The 18,786-nt window shown below is 39.9% G+C and carries 15 protein-coding genes; 2 read left to right on the top strand and 13 right to left on the bottom strand.

The features are described 5' to 3' along the window. Positions 1 to 37 precede the first annotated feature (37 nt). The 10 genes from rlmB to BLR83_RS08375 form a co-directional block, all read right to left on the bottom strand. Positions 38 to 787 carry a 23S rRNA (guanosine(2251)-2'-O)-methyltransferase RlmB gene (rlmB, locus tag BLR83_RS08420; protein ID WP_039697543.1) on the bottom strand — a complete coding sequence of 250 codons (750 nt, stop codon included), beginning with the start codon at positions 785 to 787 and terminating at the stop codon, positions 38 to 40. A 60-nt stretch (positions 788 to 847) separates the two neighbouring features. Next, a complete protein-coding gene (locus BLR83_RS08415) occupies positions 848 to 1,249 on the bottom strand; it encodes a Mini-ribonuclease 3 (protein ID WP_003067681.1) in 402 nt (133 codons plus the stop codon). Then, positions 1,242 to 2,588 (bottom strand): cysteine--tRNA ligase, encoded by a 1,347-nt coding sequence (gene cysS, locus BLR83_RS08410; RefSeq protein WP_074561244.1) that lies wholly within the window; start codon positions 2,586 to 2,588, stop codon positions 1,242 to 1,244. Before cysS ends, BLR83_RS08415 begins: the two co-directional genes overlap by 8 nt. A 31-nt stretch (positions 2,589 to 2,619) precedes the next feature. Further along, positions 2,620 to 3,237, bottom strand: coding sequence for a serine O-acetyltransferase (gene cysE, locus BLR83_RS08405; RefSeq protein WP_020916093.1), 618 nt, complete (start codon positions 3,235 to 3,237; stop codon positions 2,620 to 2,622). A gap of 15 nt (positions 3,238 to 3,252) precedes the next feature. After that, complete coding sequence (locus BLR83_RS08400) at positions 3,253 to 4,008, bottom strand: SseB family protein (protein ID WP_074561243.1); 756 nt, start codon at positions 4,006 to 4,008, stop codon at positions 3,253 to 3,255. A 44-nt stretch (positions 4,009 to 4,052) separates the two neighbouring features. Beyond that, positions 4,053 to 6,245, bottom strand: coding sequence for a polyribonucleotide nucleotidyltransferase (gene pnp, locus BLR83_RS08395; RefSeq protein WP_074561242.1), 2,193 nt, complete (start codon positions 6,243 to 6,245; stop codon positions 4,053 to 4,055). A gap of 216 nt (positions 6,246 to 6,461) precedes the next feature. Then, on the bottom strand, positions 6,462 to 6,692 hold the full coding sequence (locus BLR83_RS08390; protein WP_006531339.1) for a GlsB/YeaQ/YmgE family stress response membrane protein: 231 nt from the start codon (positions 6,690 to 6,692) through the stop codon (positions 6,462 to 6,464). A gap of 145 nt (positions 6,693 to 6,837) precedes the next feature. Further along, complete coding sequence (gene adhE, locus BLR83_RS08385) at positions 6,838 to 9,519, bottom strand: bifunctional acetaldehyde-CoA/alcohol dehydrogenase (RefSeq protein WP_074561241.1); 2,682 nt, start codon at positions 9,517 to 9,519, stop codon at positions 6,838 to 6,840. Between the two features lie 477 nt (positions 9,520 to 9,996). Beyond that, a complete protein-coding gene (rpsO, locus tag BLR83_RS08380; RefSeq protein ID WP_003063161.1) occupies positions 9,997 to 10,266 on the bottom strand; it encodes a 30S ribosomal protein S15 in 270 nt (89 codons plus the stop codon). Between the two features lie 157 nt (positions 10,267 to 10,423). Continuing rightward, positions 10,424 to 11,587 carry an MFS transporter gene (locus BLR83_RS08375; protein ID WP_074561240.1) on the bottom strand — a complete coding sequence of 388 codons (1,164 nt, stop codon included), beginning with the start codon at positions 11,585 to 11,587 and terminating at the stop codon, positions 10,424 to 10,426. Positions 11,588 to 11,648: 61 nt separating this feature from the next. Between BLR83_RS08375 and BLR83_RS08370 the strand changes: the two genes are divergently transcribed. Both BLR83_RS08370 and def read left to right on the top strand, forming a co-directional pair. Continuing rightward, the gene (locus tag BLR83_RS08370; RefSeq protein WP_052071136.1) at positions 11,649 to 12,323 is read left to right on the top strand and encodes a cyclic nucleotide-binding domain-containing protein; all 675 of its coding nucleotides are present in this window, start codon (positions 11,649 to 11,651) and stop codon (positions 12,321 to 12,323) included. Between the two features lie 66 nt (positions 12,324 to 12,389). After that, a complete protein-coding gene (def, locus tag BLR83_RS08365; protein WP_039697537.1) occupies positions 12,390 to 13,004 on the top strand; it encodes a peptide deformylase in 615 nt (204 codons plus the stop codon). 190 nt (positions 13,005 to 13,194) lie between these two features. Here def and BLR83_RS08360 read toward each other — a convergent pair whose 3' ends face one another. From BLR83_RS08360 to BLR83_RS08350, 3 genes are all read right to left on the bottom strand, one after another. Continuing rightward, positions 13,195 to 13,740: an NADPH-dependent FMN reductase gene (locus BLR83_RS08360; RefSeq protein ID WP_074561239.1), complete on the bottom strand. Its 546-nt coding sequence runs from the start codon at positions 13,738 to 13,740 to the stop codon at positions 13,195 to 13,197. 91 nt (positions 13,741 to 13,831) lie between these two features. Next, positions 13,832 to 14,278: a MarR family winged helix-turn-helix transcriptional regulator gene (locus BLR83_RS08355; RefSeq protein WP_074561238.1), complete on the bottom strand. Its 447-nt coding sequence runs from the start codon at positions 14,276 to 14,278 to the stop codon at positions 13,832 to 13,834. Between the two features lie 97 nt (positions 14,279 to 14,375). Further along, the gene (locus tag BLR83_RS08350; protein ID WP_074561237.1) at positions 14,376 to 18,770 is read right to left on the bottom strand and encodes a PolC-type DNA polymerase III; all 4,395 of its coding nucleotides are present in this window, start codon (positions 18,768 to 18,770) and stop codon (positions 14,376 to 14,378) included. Between the last annotated feature and the right edge of the window lie 16 nt (positions 18,771 to 18,786).

Genomic DNA, 18,786 nt, shown 5'->3' with positions numbered 1-18,786 from the left:
AGTCCTTTCACAGATGGCTCATCAAGTCTTACAAAAATTAATCCACTTTATGACGGAAAACTTCGTACATCAATACTGCAGCTGCCACACTGGCATTCAAACTTTGAACGTGACCGTTCATCGGAATCGTAATCATTTCATCCACTTGTTTTTTGATGTTTGGCGAAATGCCTTTTCCTTCATTACCAATGATTAGGGCTAGTTTTCCAGCTGTATTCCATTTGTGTGATGGTGTTCCGTTCATATCTGTACCAAATACCCAGAAACCTTGTTCTTTCAATTTATCAAGTGTTTGGCTGAGGTTTGTCACACGAGCAATCGGAACGTGTTCGACAGCGCCAGTTGATGTTTTGGCAACAACAGGTGTCACACCAACTGCACGGTGTTTTGGAATAATTACACCAGTGACATTTGTTGCATCAGCTGTTCGCAAAATTGAGCCAAAATTATGCGGATCGTTGAGTCCATCCAAAATCAGAATTAGTGGATTTTCTTCCTGCGCAGCTTTTTCCAAAATGCTATCTAATTCAGCATAAGCAAATTCTGAAACGCGCAAAACAAAACCTTGGTGAACGGCACCATTTGTCATATCACTAAGTGTTTTTTTAGGTGTCCAAGAAATAGAGACTTTTTTCTCTGCGGCTAGGCTTTTGATTTTATCAACATTTTTTCCACGCAAGTCATCTTGGATGTAGAGTTTATTTCCTGTATTAGCTTGAAGGGCTTCTGTTACGGCATGTACACCATAAACGATGTCATTTTGATCATTAAATTCTTTGTTCTTCATAGTGCTATTATAACATGAAAACCAGCTCTCATGCGAGAACTGGCTATTTTTATTTTTTACTTAATCTTCAATTTTTTCAACCGCTTGGATACACCAATCGATAAGCTCTTCGAGACGATCAATCTGCTCAGTCATGTGAAGATAGCCCATAACAGCTTCAAAACCTGTCGACATACGGTAAGTCACAACGTCAGCATTTTTGGCTTTGGTATGACTATTTGTATTGCGACCGCGTTTATAGATTTCTTCTTCCTTTTCAGTCAATAGCTGCGCTTCTAGCATCATATTGATCAGCATCGCTTGAGCTTTGGCTGAAACATACATCGTTGCTTTGCGGTGCAATTGATTAGGTTTTGTCATACCTTGAAAAATCAAGTGTTTACGAATATAAGTCGAATAAATGGCATCTCCTTCAAAAGCAAGAGCAATACCATTAATAAGATTGACATCTACCTTAGTCACGTGTCCACCTCACACCATCTTTAGTATCAAGCAATTTGATACCTTGAGCTGCTAGTTGATCACGAATTGCATCTGCCGTCGCAAAATCGCGATTCGCACGAGCTGCTTGGCGTTTTTCAATCAATGCTTCGATATCCGCATCAAGCACTTCTTCTTCAAAGACAATACCAAATACAGCAAGCATTTTAGCAAAAGTATCTTTGGTTACTTGGTCGTAGTTTCCTGAATTAATCCATTTCGCCATATCAAAGACAACTGTAATACCATTTGCTGTGTTGAAATCATCATCCATCGCTGCTTCAAAATCGGCTTTGAATTTTGCAAGTTCAGCTGCATCAACAGCTTCGCCAAGTGGCAACGTAAAGGTATTTTTCAAATACTTAAGGTTAACAGATGCATCGTGAACTGCTTTTTCGGTAAAGTTGACAGGTTTGCGATATTGTTGAGTCGCAAGGAAGAAACGAAGTACTTGACCATCAACAGTTTTCAACATGTCGTGGACTGTCACAAAGTTGCCAAGAGATTTTGACATTTTTTCATTGTCGACATTGACAAAACCATTGTGCATCCAGTAATTAGCAAATGTTTTCCCAGTTTTGGCTTCTGATTGAGCAATTTCATTAGTGTGGTGTGGGAATTCTAAGTCAGCTCCACCACCGTGAATATCAATAGTATCACCTAAAATACTTGTCGCCATTACAGAACATTCAATATGCCAACCAGGACGTCCTTGTCCCCAAGGGCTTTTCCATGAAACTTCACCTGGTTTAGCAGCTTTCCAAAGGGCAAAATCAAGTGGATTTTCTTTGATGTCGCCTTCGCCATCAACACGACCGCTGGCACCAACTTCAAGGTCTTCCAAGGTTTTATTTGCTAATTTAGCATAGTTTTTGCTTTTAGCCACACGGAAATACACATCGCCATTTGCTTCATAAGCAAAACCTTTGTCCACTAGGTCTTTGACAAAAGCAATGATTTCATCCATGTAATCAATGACACGTGGATTTTTTGTTGCTGGTTCAACACCAAGTTCTTTGACATCTTCCATGAAGGCTGCAATGAATTTATCAGAAAACGCCTTTGTGTCCATGCCAGCCGCTGCCGCACCTTTGATGATTTTATCATCGACGTCAGTAAAGTTAGAAATATAATTTACTTTGTAGCCACGGTATTCAAAATAACGGCGAATGGTGTCAAAAGCAACGACACTTCGAGCATTCCCAATATGAATATAGTTGTAAACTGTTGGTCCACAAACATACATATTGACTGTATTTTCAGTAATTGGGACAAAGTCACGAAGACTTCTGGTCATTGTATCGTAAATTTTAATTGTCATGTTCCTTCCTCCAATCTCATCTTAGTTTTTATTAAAGTTTTGATGAATGTAAACTTTCGTAGCAAGCTGCTTCAAGTTTTGAAGTATAGTACTCACGGTGTTCTTCAAGGTCATGAATGGCATTTTCATCTTTTTTACCATGAACACGAACAACTTTCGCTGGTACTCCGACTACTGTTACATCTGCTGGAACATCCGATACAACAACAGCTGCTGCACCGACTTTAGAATTTTTACCAATTTCAATTGGTCCAATAACCTGTGCGTGCGCTGAAACAAGTGCTCCTTCGCGAACGGTTGGGTGACGTTTCCCGACATCCTTACCCGTTCCACCAAGAGTCACACCATGATAAAGCATAACTCCTTTTTCTACAATTGCTGTTTCACCAATAACAAGACCAGAACCATGGTCGATAAAGACACCCTCAGCAATTTCAGCTCCTGGGTGAATTTCAATTTGTGTCCAAAAGCGCCAGAATTGGCTATGCATGCGCGCTAATAATTTCAAGCCGTGTTTCCACAAGAAATGTGAGATACGATGCGCAGCCAATGCTTTGACACCAGGATAAGTTAGTATAATCTCCAGAGAGCTACGAGCCGCTGGATCGTTTTTCTTTACAATATCAATGGTTTCTTTCCACCAACCCATATCTTCTCCTTTCTTTTATTCGTCTTCGTCGATTTCAGACCAATCAACAAGAATCTGTTGGTCATCAAAGGGATTAATGGCAACTCCGACCGTTTCGTCAATGTCGTTTTCACCGTGTCCAGGTTGATAAATATCAGCCAAACGCCATGTCAAGATACTTCCTTGAGCATTGCGAAATGGTGTTCCAAAATCTTTGTGATTATACCATTTAGCAAAACTTTGAAGATTTGAAAAGGCTGGGACATAGCTTTTACCTTCTGGTGTAGACATTGTTGGGAACATACGGTCAAAGCTTTTATCGTCACGTGGGTGAACAAAGGCTGGGACAAGGTAATATTTGTCCAAAGTATCAGCCGCAAGGTTTTCTTCACCCATAAGTTTATTCAAAATAGTTGTGTAAGCATTCAAAAATTGGATTAATTCACTACTTTTAAAAATAGTTGAATTGCCAAAATCGCCTGTTTTCTTAAGGTTAAAGACGATTCCAGTTAATCCTTTTTCAATGACTTCTTTTAAAACATCCAAAGTTGGACGTTCAACCCAATTTTGATCATTGGCACTAGCCTGTTCAGATTTGAAAGTTTCCAAATCTTCCTTATCAGAAAAGACAGGAGTCACCTTTTGCCCTTCAATATCAAGAGCATAAGGTTGATCACTAGCCAAAACTGGGACGTTGTGCAAGGCATTGACAAGTGCAATGCTGTCTAAAAAGTTGTCTGGTGCGTTAACAAACGCGCGCAAACGAATATCAAGTTCATTTAAATTTGTCATCGTTAAACTCCACATTTATAAAAGATGAGCAAGCCAAAAAGTGATTAGTCGATTTTATCGTGTTTTTCTTTGTGATCACGCAAGTGTCCGCCAAATGGTGAGTGACCTTTGTGTTCTTTTTCATGTTTTTCAGCTCTTGGTGGACGTGGAAGAAGAGCTTTCATTGACGCATCAACACGTCCTTTATCATCAACCTTGATAACTTTAACATCAACTTCATCACCAACTTCAAGCACATCAGAAACGTTAGCAGTACGTGTCCATGCAATTTCTGAAATGTGAACAAGGGCATCTGTCTTATCAAAGAGATTAACAAAAGCACCGAATTTTTCAATACGAACAACTTTAGCGTGGTAAACTTCACCAACTTTAGCTTCACGAACTAAACCAGCAATAATTTCTTTGGCACGGTCGATAGCTGCTTGGTCTGATGAGTAAATTGAAACATTTCCTTCATCGTCAATGTCAATTTTAACACCAGTTTCTTCGATAATTTTATCGATGGTTTCACCACCTTTACCGATAACCACTTTGATTTTATCAACATCAATCTTGATTGTATCAATTTTTGGTGCTGTTGGTGCCAAGTGAGTACGAGGTGCTGGGATAGTTGCTTCAATCAAATCAAGAATTTCAAAACGAGCTTTCTTAGCTTGAGCAAGTGCTTCTTTCAAGATTTGTGGTGTGATACCTTCAATCTTGATATCCATTTGAAGGGCTGTAATACCTTCACGAGTACCTGCAACTTTAAAGTCCATATCACCAAAGTGGTCTTCAAGACCTTGGATATCTGTCAAGATTGTGTAGTTGCTACCGTCTGAAATCAATCCCATGGCAATACCAGCAACTGGTGCTTTGATTGGCACACCACCAGCCATAAGAGCAAGGGTACCTGCACAGATTGAGGCTTGTGAAGATGAACCATTTGATTCCAAAACTTCAGCTACAAGACGGATAGCATATGGGAATTCTTCAAGGCTTGGAAGAACTTGCGCAAGAGCACGTTCACCGAGAGCACCGTGACCAATTTCACGACGACCTGGTGCACCGTAACGTCCAGTTTCACCAACAGAGAATTGTGGGAAATTGTAGTGGTGCAAGAAACGTTTCTTGTACTCAGCACCAAGTCCATCAACGATTTGAGTTTCACCCATTGGAGCAAGTGTCAAAACTGACAAGGCTTGAGTTTGTCCACGTGTGAAGAGACCTGAACCGTGAACTTTTGGAAGGTAATCAATCTCAGCATCCAATGGACGGATTTCGTCAACACGACGACCATCAGGACGGATTTTATCTTCTGTAATCAAGCGACGAACTTCGGCATGTTCCATTTGTTCAAGAATTTCAGCCACGTCACGCATGATTGTTTCATAGTTTTCATCATCTGCGTAGCGTTCTTCGTAAACAGCAGTTACTTCTTCTTTGACAGCTTCAGTTGCTGCTTCACGCGCTTTTTTCTCTTCGACTTGAACAGCTTTTTGAAGGTCCGCATTGTAGGCTGCAATGATTTCAGCTTGCAATTCTGGGTCAACTTGAAGCAATTCAACTTCTGCTTTTTCTTTACCAACAGCTGCCACGATTTCTTCTTGGAAGGCAATCAATTCTTGAACAGCTTTATGTCCTTTAAGAAGAGCTTCAAGCATGATGTCTTCTGACAATTCTTTAGCACCAGATTCAACCATGTTGATAGCTTCTTTTGTACCAGCAACAGTCAATTCAAGAAGTGATGCTTCTTTTTGTTCAGCTGATGGATTGATGATAAATTCACCATCGATGTAAGCCACTTGAACACCAGCGATAGGTCCGTTAAATGGAATGTCTGAAATAGACAAAGCAAGTGAGCTACCAAACATGGCTGCCATTGGTGCGCTAGCATCTTCATCATAAGAAAGAACAGTGTTAATCACTTGAACTTCGTTACGGAAACCTTCAGCAAACATTGGACGAATTGGACGGTCAATCAAACGCGCTGTCAATGTCGCATCAGTTGTTGGACGACCTTCACGTTTGTTGAAACCACCAGGGAATTTCCCAGCAGCATACATTTTTTCTTCGTAGTTTACTTGAAGTGGGAAGAAGTCACCAGTTGACATTTTTTTAGACATGACAGCTGCACTAAGAACAGTTGATTCACCGTAACGAATCACTGCAGCACCGTTAGCTTGTTTAGCAACTTGACCAATTTCAACAACAAGTGGACGACCTGCAAAAGTCGTTTCAAAAGTTTGTTTTGACATTTTTATTCCTCTAACATTTTATTTTGATACGTCTGTTTTCTACAAAAACCAGTCTGTAAAAGACTTATAAACTCGTCTTTGCATAAAACCACGTATCTCCATTATTTTATCACATTTTATAGGAAATAGCAGAGCTTGCAGCACAGTTTTTTAAGAATCATTAAAAAGCAGCTACTAAACAGTAACTGCTTCTCTTTATAGCTATTTAGCAATGGATTATCCAAAAAATAAATCCACCACTGCAATGACAATAATAGCGCCAAGAACAGATGGCAAAATTGCCATACCAGCAAGACTAGGTCCCCAATAACCAAACAAGCTTTGACCAACAAATGAGCCCACTAGACCTGCAAAAATATTATAAATGCAGCCCATTGACTCACCTTTTTTAGTGATAGCTCCTGCGATTATCCCAATCAAAGCCCCAACAATTAATGATCCAATCATAACAGTCTCCTTTAATGTAATGTTTCTAGACAGGTCTTACAGAAATCCCTGATTAACTGGTTTTATTAACACCTTCATTCTACCACAAAAGCCTCCCAAAGGGAGGCTCAAGAATGTCAACTAATACAATTGTTAAGAAGAGGTATTAGAACATGTCAATCAATAATTGTTTCAACTCAGCAATGTAAGGTTGACGTGGGTTAGCAGGTGTACATTGGTCATCGTAAGCAAGTGATGCCAATTTATCAACAGCTGCATCAAAGGCTTCTTTTGTAACACCGTTAGCAGAAAGACGAGGGTCAACATCAACGGCTTTCATCAAAGCATCAATACGTTCGCAAAGTGCTTCTACCAATGCTGCATCATCTTTACCTTTAAGACCAAGACTACGAGCAATATCAGCGTAATCACGTTGTGCACGGTATTCTTCATAGCGTGGGAAGACTGAACGTTTTACATTTCCAGCTACACCGTTGTAGCGGATAACGTGTTGCATCGCAATTGAAATAGCTAAACCGTGAGGAAGACCAAATTCACCACCAGTTTTGTGTGCGATTGAGTGGTTAATACCTAAGAAAGCATTTGAGAAGGCCATACCAGCAAGAGTTGCTGCGTAGTGCATGTTTTCACGTGCTTGTTCACCACGAAGTGTTGGGTGTTTAGGATCATAGTTATATGAATCTTCCAAGTTTTCAATAACCAACTTGATAGCTTCAAGTGACCATGGACGAGTCAAATCAGATGCCATAACTGAAACATAAGCTTCAAGGGCATGTGACAAAGTATCAAGACCAGAAAGAGCTACTGTACGTTTTGGCACGGTCATAACAAATTCTGGGTCCACGATAGCAACTTGTGGAGTCAATTCATAGTCAGTCAAAGGATATTTAACGTGAGTGTGGTCATCAGTGATAACAGCGTATGGTGTAACTTCTGAACCTGTACCAGATGTTGTTGGGATACAGAAGAGACGTGTTGCTGTTTGGTGTTTGAATTTCACGATACGTTTACGGATATCGATGAATTTTTGTTGCAAACGTAAGAAGAGTTCGCTGACATTTTCGTAGCTGTCAAGGAAATCAGCTTCTTGATCAAGTGAGTATTCGTAGATGTAACGTGCAATTTTAGCTGCATCAAGAGCAGAACCACCACCGACTGCGATAACTGTGTCTGGTTTGAAATCACGCATTTGTTTGGCAATTTCAATCGTTTGACCAAGTGTTGGGTCTGGTTTGATTGTACCGTAAATTGATGTCGCAACTTTTTCATCACGCAATGCCAATTGAGCAAGGACAGTATCAACAAAACCAAATTGAACCATACCTGGGTCAGCAACAATCAAAGCACGTTGCATTGGTTCGTATTCATCTTGCAAGTAAGAAATGGCATTTTTTTCGTAGTAAGTTTTTTCTGGTAGGCGAATCCATTGAGGACGGTTGCGACGTTTGGCAACTGTCTTAACATTTAAGAGATCGCCAGTTGAAAGATTGTGTGACAATGAATTTTTCCCCCATGATCCTGTTCCAAGTGTTAAGCTAGCTTTAAGTGCGTCTGTGTAGACATCACCAATACCTCCGACTGAATCTGGTTGGTTAACCAAGACACGTGATGCTTTCACAGCATCGCCATATTCAGCAACAAATGGGTCTGCTTGAGAACCAATTTGAATACCAGCATTGTGTCCTGCACCTTGGTAGTCAAGAAGCGCTTCAACAATTTCAACACCTTCAGCACGATCTTTAGCTTTGTAAACTGAAAGGAGTGGAGAAAGTTTTTCAGAAGATAGTTTTTCACCGATATTTTTCTTATCAAGTTCAAATAAGAGAACATCTTTACCTTCTGGCAATTTCACACCGGCTTGTTCACAAATCCAACGAGCTGGCATACCAGCAACTGGACCGTTAACGCCGTGTCTGTCATTAAAGACAAAGTCTTCGAGTTTTTTATAGTCCTTCTTAGGTACAAGGTAGGCACCTTTATCTTGCATTTTTTGAAGCCATTCGTCATAAATCGGTGCTTCAACAACTGCAGAGTTTTCAGTGGCACAAATCATACCATTATCAAAACGTTTTGATAACAACAAGTCTTCAACAGCGCGGTCAACGTGTGCTGTCGCATCAACGTAGATGGCACCATTACCAGCACCAACACCCATTGATGGGTTACCTGATTTAAGAGCGGCATTTACCATACCAGGTCCACCAGTTGCCAAAATAGAAGCAATCTTCGGATTTTGGATAAGCGCTGATGTGTTGGCAAGAGATGGTGTTTCAATCCATTGAACAATGTTTTCTGGAGCACCAGCTTTCACTGCGGCATCATAAAGAATTTGTGCGGCATGTGCTGAACAGTTTTGCGCTTGTGGGTGGAAGGCAAAGACAATCGCATTACGTGTTTTAAGAGCTACCAAAATCTTGAACATTGTTGTTGAAGTTGGGTTTGTTGTTGGAACAATACCAGCCAAAACACCAAGAGGTGCTGCGATTTGGATACTTCCTGAAACCTTATCTTCCCCAATGATACCTACTGTTTTTTCATTTTTAATACGTTCATAAACGTACTCAGTAGCGAAGTGGTTCTTAATATCTTTATCTTCAACGACACCACGACCAGTTTCTGCATGAGCTTCTTTTGCTAATTCAAGCGAAGCTTCTGAACCTGCAAGAGCCATCGCTGCGACAATGTTATCAACTTGTTCTTGTGAATAAGTTGCATAAACACGTTCAGCTTCAAGAGCTTTTTCGACAAGAGCTCCAGTGTACTGTTGAGCCAATTCTTCTGCGCTCAACTCGTTATTCTTTACATCTGCATTTGTTGCTTTAGCCATTAAGAAAACCTCCTTATAAGTACCCTTAAAAATAAGTGCCTCATTTTTTGAGAAGAACTATATTAATGATTGATACTAAAATAAAAACAAGACCGTATAGTCTGGAATTTCAAAACTCAACGTTATTACTTGAGGTTCTCTTCACTACATAAACTACACAAAATCAAAAGTTAAATTCTTTAATCATCATATCATTGTGATATTCTTCACCAACCATATTAACCCTTTTTCAAAAAAAGGTCAAGTATTTTTTGTAAGCTTTTTCATTTTTATTGTAAAGCCAATGTAAGGGGATACATTTATATACCTATCTTTTCCTTTTACACTAATACTTTTGCCACTTTTGACATTTTCATCTTCTGTAAAAACTCATTTTCATTAAAAAACAGCCGATTAATATTTTTCAAAATAAGCAACTGAATATACAAAAAAGCTCCTTGGAAAATCCAAGAAGCTTTTGCTCGACCGAACGTCAGATTAACGACGAAGACCAAGTGATGCGATCAATTCGCGGTAACGGTTAACGTCTGTGCGGCGAAGGTATGCCAACAAGTTACGACGGTGACCGATTTTTTTCATCAATCCACGGTAAGTAGCGTGGTCTTTTTTGTGTTGTTTAATGTGTTCGTTAAGGTGGTTGATTTCCCAAGTAAGAACAGCTACTTGAACTTCAACTGAACCTGTGTCACCTTCGTGACGTGCGTATTGAGCGATGATTTCATTTTTTTTCTCTTTTGAGATTGCCATAATTTTTCTCCTTTATATTGCTTCATCCGAGTGGTAGGTTTTTGGCGGATCCTACAACCAAGAAGAAGTTACTTGTCTTACGACAGTCCTTATTGTAGCAGATTACTTCTGCTTTTGTCAAAGGTTTTCCCTTAATTTAACGTGACTTTAACACAAATTAATTTTTCTTTGAAAAACGTGTTTTAATAATCAAACCTAGGCAAATAACCAAGCTGATAACAGCGTAAATGATAAAGGCAAAGCCTGGTTGTGGGCTAAATTTTGAGAAGAGGTTCAAAACAATAGCTGCGCTTGCCCCACCAAGATTACAGAAAATCAAGATAAGCGTAGTCGCATTTCCGATTAATTGCGGTGAAACGTTAGTTGAAACATCACTAAAGACGCAGGTAACCACAATACTGTACCAGAAGCCTGATAGCATTGCACCGATTAGCATTACCCAAAGATTATTAGCAAAACCTACCATAAATAGTCCAAGAGCAAATGGAATCATTGAAATGGTAATCAAGTTTTTGCTAAAGCGTCCAAGCAAACCTTCAAAACAAATTCCTGAAAGAATTCCCATAAGCATCATGCCACTCAAGATTAAGCTGGCTTGACGAGGACTTCCAAGATGCAATTGGTCAATAATAACTGGGATTCGAAGGCTGTTCGCACTATTGATGTTAATAACAAAACCTGCCAATAAAGATAATCCAACGATATACAAGATATCTTCTTTTCTAAATTTAGCACGAGTCTCATCTTGTTGGACTTCTTCTACTTCAACCTTAGGTTTTGGTGCAAAAATAAGGTAAACAGCAAGAATTGGCAAAGCAAATAAGTAAACACTAAATGTCCATGACCAGCCAAGAACAACGATGAAACCAACAATCATGGTCAATAAGGCATTACCAATAATTTCAAAAGAACCACGAAGACCGAGCATCTGTGCTTGCTCACGTCCAGCATAAGTCTCACTGATAATACTGATGGCACGAGAATTGATCAAACCAATCCCGATACCAAGCAAAATACGTGATACAAAAACTAATGAATAAGTCTGAAAAACGACTGGCATACTACCACCAAAGGCAATCAAAAGAAGACCTAAGATGATACTGAGACGTTCAGAAATTAGACGTTCGATAATTGGATTTAGTAACAACATGGCAAGAATCGCAAAAGATGATAGTGAAAATAGAAATTCCACCTGACTAGCAGCGTATCCTTGCTGATGAAATGTTGTAATCATTTGAGGTAATGCTGTCGACGGAGATAACGTCGAAACCAGCATCAAAGATAGAGATAGGAGACTAAATTTCTCCAAAAATGTTTTCATAGAAACTCCTTACTTGTTTTTTTCTCCATTTCCAGTATAATCAAAGTTAGCGCATAAAAATATGACTTTTGTCATAACAAAGGAGGTCTGTGTGTCTTTAGAAAAATATATCCAAGACTATCAGCTTGAAAAAATCTTTCCGAGACATTATTTTGATAAATTGCAAGTCCGCGAGTTAGTTGCTGGAGATGCCATTTGTCACCAAGGAGAAGCTTTGACAGCACTCTCTTATTTTGCAAAAGGAAAATTAAAAATTGTTCGTCGCTTATTTAACGGAAAAGAGCATATTTTAGATATCAAAGAAAAACCAACGCTTATCGGAGATATTGAATTATTAACTGATCAGCCAATCGTGTCTTCAGTTGTCGCTCTTGAGGATACATTAGTCATCCAACTCCCTTTAACTGGGATTCGCGAGGAATTATTAGCTGATAATGATTTGCTTCTAAATCTTAGTAGAGGACTCGCTCAATCACTTTATGAGCAAAATATCCGTGCTTCTACGAATTTGAATTATACACTTAAAGAACGTCTAGCCACTCACATCTTGGCGATTGAAGACAAAGGCGTCTTCAAGTTAGAATTGACTAGCCTTGCTGATTCATTCAGCGTTAGCTACCGTCATTTACTTCGTGTGATTCATGAATTTATCGATTTAGGCATTATTGAAAAACGTCGCCCTAACTATTATATCAAAGATATGGCACAACTCATTGACTTGAAGATTACTAACTAAGCCAATAACTTTCTCGTTAAGCATTTTTATGCTATAGTGTTATATAGAATAATTTGAGGAGAAAATATGTCAGTTATTGAAAAATTAGCAAAACCAAGTCATTTAATCAATATGAACGATATTATTCGCGAAGGTCATCCAACTTTGCGTAAAGTTTGTGACGATGTCACATTCCCATTATCTGATGAAGAAATCATCTTAGGCGAAAAAATGATGCAGTTCTTGAAAAACTCTCAAGATCCTGTAACAGCTGAAAAAATGGGCTTGCGCGGAGGCGTTGGGTTGGCAGCACCACAATTGAACGTTTCAAAACGTATTATTGCTGTTCTTGTTCCAAACATGGAAGACAAAGATGGTAACCCACCAAAAGAAGCTTACAGCTTGCAAGAAGTGATGTATAATCCAAAAGTTGTCTCACACTCTGTTCAAGACGCTGCGCTTGCTGATGGTGAAGGATGCTTGTCAGTTGACCGCGTTGTGGAAGGATACGTTGTCCGTCACTCTCGTGTTACTGTTGAATACTTTGATAAAAACGGTGAAAAACACCGCATCAAGCTTAAAGGTTACAACTCAATCGTTGTCCAACACGAAATTGACCACACAAATGGTATCATGTTCTACGACCGCATCAACGAAAAGAACCCATTTGCTGTTAAAGATGGTATGCTAATTGTCGAATAAACCATAAAGAGAGGATTTCCTCTCTTTTTTCGTGACTAAAAAAGCCTAGGATGTCAAAATCCTAGGCTATTTATATCTCACAGTTTTTGATATTGAAAGGCTAAACCAATATGACTGTGATAAAGGCGAGCTAAGCTGAAAATAGGAAAAGCTGACTCACCTATGGATTTGTTAAATGGTAAAACTTAGATTAATCAAGCGCAGCAAGAAGAGCTTTTGCTTGTTTGTCAAGGTTGGCAAGAACCTCATCAGTTGCGATAAATTTGCCATCTGCCCAAGCAGAGTCGTTCACACGTGTTGTTGTGATTTCATCAACAAATTGTGTACGGATGAATGGGAACAAAGCACGGTAAGCATCAGCTACAGCTTCGTGTCCACCATTTGCAAGGATAGAAACAGTTGTCACTTTTTCATTAAGAGCTGATGGACCTGTTGGGTCTGAAAGATCAAGCGCACGGCTCAACCAGTCAAGCAAGTTCTTCACTGAACCAGGAATCGCAAAGTTATAAACTGGTGAGAAGAACCAGATAGCATCGGCTGCCAAAACAGCGTCACGCGCAGCTTGAACAGCAGCTGGTGTGTTAGCTTCCAAATCTTGTGAAAAGACAGGAACTTGTGACCAGTCTAGGTATGACACTTCTGCTTTCCCTTCAAGTGCTTTTTCAGCATTTTGTGCAAATTGTTGATCAAAAGATCCCTCACGCAATGAACCAACAACAAATAGAATTTTTTTCATGATATATCTCCCTTTTAAGGTTAATTAGTCTGTTAAAAGTTATTTATCACTAAATAGTACTTTTTCTATATTGTCATTGTACGAATTATTGTTACTTTTGTAAATTAATATGCTCACGCGGCTTAAATTTTTTCAGAAGTCGGATAAGCTCTTCTTGTTCCTCTTCAGTGAGCACTGAAAAAGTCTCTTCAATTTTCTCGATGTGTAGCGGCAAAGCATGTTCAATGACTTGACGACCAGCATCTGTCAGACTCACCAAGTAAGCACGTTTATCATTTGGACAAGTGTGGCGTACTACCCAGCCTTTTTTCTCCATATTGCGAATCACTACCGTCATATTGCCTGAAGTCGCTAGAATACTATCCATTAATTCGCCGATTTTCATAGGACCTTTGCTATAAAGAACATCCAAAACACCAAATTGGGTCTGCGTCAAGTCATCTTCTTTGAACGATTCTGAAGTCTTGGCATCAATTGTTCGATACGCTTTTCGCAAAACAACCATAGCCTTCACAGCGGTATTCGTGATCTCTGACATCTTTCCTCCTGATATTTTAACTGATACGAAAACGAACAAATTACCTCAGACAGTCTGAAAATAATCTGTTCGCTCTTTTTTTATTATTGTAATGATTTTAGAAGAAATCGTCAAACAAACTGAGTTGGTTATCTTCTGGCATGTTGCCTAGGATTCCCATTTCATCCATTTTTTCAACCAGTGTTGCTGAAACACCGCCACGTTTGCGAAGTTCCATTTTAGAAAGAAATTCACCTTCTTCACGCGCTTTAACGATTTGTTTTGCAACGTTTTCTCCCAGACCATCCATAGCTACAAATGGTGGAATAAGGGTATCACCGTCAATGATGAACTCTGTCGCATCACTGCGGTAAAGGTCAAGTTGACCAAATTTAAAGCCACGTTCAAGCATTTCATTGACCAACTCAAGTGTTGTATAAAGGTCAATTTCAACGTTTGAAGCTTCATTATTTTTACGTTTGGTTGAAATCTCAGCCATGCGTTCTTTAACGGCATCAAGACCAGCACTCATTGTCTTGATATCAAAAGCTTTAGCACGAATTGAGAAGTAAGCGCAGTAATAATAAAGTGGGTAGTGAACCTTGAAGTAAGCCACACGAAGGGCCATCAATACGTAGGCTGCCGCGTGGGCTTTCGGGAACATGTACTTGATTTTACCACAAGATTCAATGTACCAATCAGGCACATTATTGTCACGCATCGCTTGGATATAGCCATTACGTTCTTCATCAGAAATCTTCAACCAACGTCCCTTACGCACACGCTCCATGATGGTAAAGGCCATTTTTGGATCTAGTCCCGCGTGCATGAGGTAAACCATGATATCGTCACGACAACCGATAACAGTTTTCAGTGTGGCAATACCTTCTTTAATCAAATCTTGGGCATTTCCAAGCCAAACATCGGTACCATGTGATAGCCCAGATAGCTGAAGTAATTCGGCAAAGGTCGTTGGGTGTGTTTCTTCAACCATGCCACGAACAAAGTTTGTCCCGAATTCTGGGATACCAAGCATACCTGTCGGTGTTCCGATTTGTTCAGGAGTTACACCAAGCACTTCAGTTCCTGAGAAGAGCGCCATAACGTCTGGGTCATCCGCAGGAATATCTTTTGGATCAATGCCAGACAAGTCTTGCAACTTACGAATCATTGTCGGATCATCATGACCGAGGATATCAAGTTTCAAGACGTTTTCATCGATATCGTGGAAGTTAAAGTGAGTGGTTTGCCATTCAGCTGAAAGATCATCAGCTGGGTATTGAACTGGTGTAAAGTCATAAACATCCATGTAGTTTGGAATAACAACGATACCACCCGGGTGTTGTCCAGTTGTACGTTTCACCCCTGCAGCACCTTGTGCCAAACGTTCGACTTCAGCTTCTGGATACATCTTACCATAATCACGTTCGTAACCTTTAACAAATCCGTAAGCCGTACGGTCAGCGACAGTACCTACCGTTCCGGCACGGAAAGCATATTGTTCACCGAAAATATCACGAACATCCAAGTGAGCTGACGGTTGGTCATCACCAGAGAAGTTCAAATCGATATCGGGAACCTTATCCCCATCAAATCCAAGGAAGGTTTCAAACGGAATATCGTGCCCATCTTTCTTATAACGTGTGCCACATTTTGGACAATCCTTGTCAGGAAGGTCATAACCTGAACCAACAGAACCATCGGTGATAAATTCTGAATGCTGACAATTTGGGCAGACATAGTGTGGTGGCATTGGGTTAACTTCGGTAATCCCAATCATGGTTGCCACGAAACTTGATCCAACAGATCCACGCGAACCAACCAAGTAACCACGTTTATTAGAACGAATAACCAGCATCTGAGAGGCGAGGTAAATCACGGCAAATCCGTTACCCAAAATCGAAGTCAATTCTTTTTCAATACGTCGGTCAACAATATCTGGTAGTGGATTTCCATAGATTTCAAAAGCTTTTTGGTAAGTCATCTCTGCGACACGTTCTTCTGATTTTTCAAGGAAAGGCGTGTACAAATCTTTCTTAACCACTTCGATTTCTTCAAAGCGTTCAGCAAAATCACTCGTGTTCTTAACGACGATTTCATAAGCTAAATCTTCGCCAAGGAAAGAAAACTCGTCTAACATTTCATTGGTTGTGCGGAAATGTGCTTTTGGTAGTGGAGCTGGTTGAGCATCTTCACCACGACCAATCGGACGGTTAATCGGTGCCCCTTGTCCCAAACTACGGACAATGATTTCACGGTAAATCTCATCTTCAGGTTCAATGTAGTGAACATTACCAGTCGCAAGTACAGGCTTATTCAAACGACGTCCAACCTCAATCAAATCTCGAATGACTTGACGAATACCTTCTTCATCTTTAATTGTTCCTTGTGCCAATAGCGGTGCATAAATAGCTGGTGGCATGACTTCGATGAAATCATAGTATTTAGCCACTTCAACAGCTTTGTCCACACCTGATGTCAAAACTGCATCAAAAACTTCACCTTCTGAGCAGGCTGTTCCTAACAAAAGTCCTTCACGGTGCGCATCAAGAACTGTTCTTGGAATACGCGCCACCCCTTCAAAATATTTAACGTTTGAAAGACTGACAAGTTTGAAGATGTTTTTCAATCCAGTTTGGTTTTGAACATAAATCGTCGCGTGTTTTACACGAGCTTTTTTATAAGAATCTTCAGCCACCAACTTGGTATTCAAGTCCATCATGTTGGTAAGGCCATGATTTTCACGCGCTTCTTTCAAGAAAATAAAGAGCAGGCGACCAGTTGCTTCGGCATCGTAGTTGGCCATATGGTGGTGTTCAAGAGACACTTGGAAACGTTTGGTCAACGGTCCCAAACCATGACGTTTGTATTCTGGGTAAAGGTTTCGTGCCAATTCAAGCGTATCAATAACTGGCTGCGTGATGGTTGGCATACCATGACGTTTGTAGTTAGCATTCATAAAGCCAACGTCAAAGGTTGCATTGTGGGCAACAAGCACTGTGTCTTTACAGAAATCTTGGAACATTTGAAGCACTTGTTCGATTGGTTTGGCATTACGGACATGATTATCCGTGATACCAGTCAATTCTGTCGTAAAGGCTGACAAATGGTGACCTGGGTTGATGAATTCATCAAACTGCTCAACAATGTTACCTTTGTACATTTTTGAAGCGGCAATCTGAATCAAATCATTGTGCACCGCAGAAAGTCCTGTTGTTTCCACATCAAATACGACGTAAGTCGCTTCATTTAACTCTAAGTCAACAGGATTGTAAGCAATCGGCACCTTATCTTCAACGATATTAGCTTCCAATCCGAAAATAGCCTTAATACCATCCTTACGAGCTCTGTGATAGCCGTGAGGGAAACTTTGAACATTTCCATGGTCAGTGATAGCAACAGCCTTGTGACCCCATTTAGCAGCTGTATCAATCAACTCCTCAACTGTTGGCAAAGCATCCATGGTTGACATGTTCGTGTGCGCATGGAACTCAACACGTTTTTGGTCTTCTGGCATCAAATCCTTGCGGTCATGGTGAACAATTTCTTTGACATCTTGCACATTCATGGTAAGGGCATGCGTGAAATTATTGTTCTCAATATTTCCGCGAACACGAAGCCATGAACCCTTGGCAATCATGTCATATTTTTTCAATTCTTCATCATCTTTAGCCCATTTTTGCATGGCAAAGCTTGATGTATAGTCTGTCATCTTGAAATTGATGATATGACGACCTGTACGAGTGGTTTTCTTTTCAACATCAAAAACCATTCCTTCAAAAACAATACGGTTTTCTTCTGTTGTGATTTCAACCATCGGTGTGATTTCAGCATTTTCAAAACCTGCACGGCGTTGTTTAGCGCGTTCTTTGAAATCAAATTTTGGTTTTGGAGCTTCTTCAGCTGGTGGCATTGACGCTTCTAGAGACTTAACGGCTTCACGGTTTTCTTGCACCGCTTTTTCCACCATGGCTTCACGATTATTTGTAAAATCTTCACGAAGCGCTTGAGTCATGGCTTCATCAGAAACCATATCAACCATTATTTTTCCGAAACCAAAAGCCTCAAATTGACGAGCCAAATTTGGCAAATGATTTTTTCGGAAATGGTCATTATTGACAAAAGCTGGCGCTTCAATCAATAATTTTTCACCATCATAAGAGACTTTCAACTTGCTAAAAGAGGCTTTAAAGCTGGCGCTGTCACACGGAGCGTGTTCAAAAGCTTCTTCATAGTAAGCTTGCAAAAGCGGTTGTGAGAAATCAATCTTTTCTGCCTGAATATCAAAAGTCGCTGTAATATCTGCTTGCTTAAAAGTATTAACCAAACGATAAGCTAGCTCGCGATAAATCTCAATCGGCAAAATCTCTGCAAATGAAAAATGGAATTCCCAAAGGCGGGATACTGAGTGTACTTTAACTTCACGAATATCTGCAGATGAAAAAGCAGAAGATTGTCGCATTTCAAGCGGCATATCGATTTGCTCCATCAATTTTTTAAATAACTCTGACATAAAACGTCAATTACCT

The sequence above is a fragment of the Streptococcus equinus genome (genome assembly GCF_900101445.1).
Taxonomy (GTDB): Bacteria; Bacillota; Bacilli; order Lactobacillales; family Streptococcaceae; genus Streptococcus; species Streptococcus equinus_B.
This window is presented reverse-complemented; position numbering and strand designations above follow the sequence as displayed.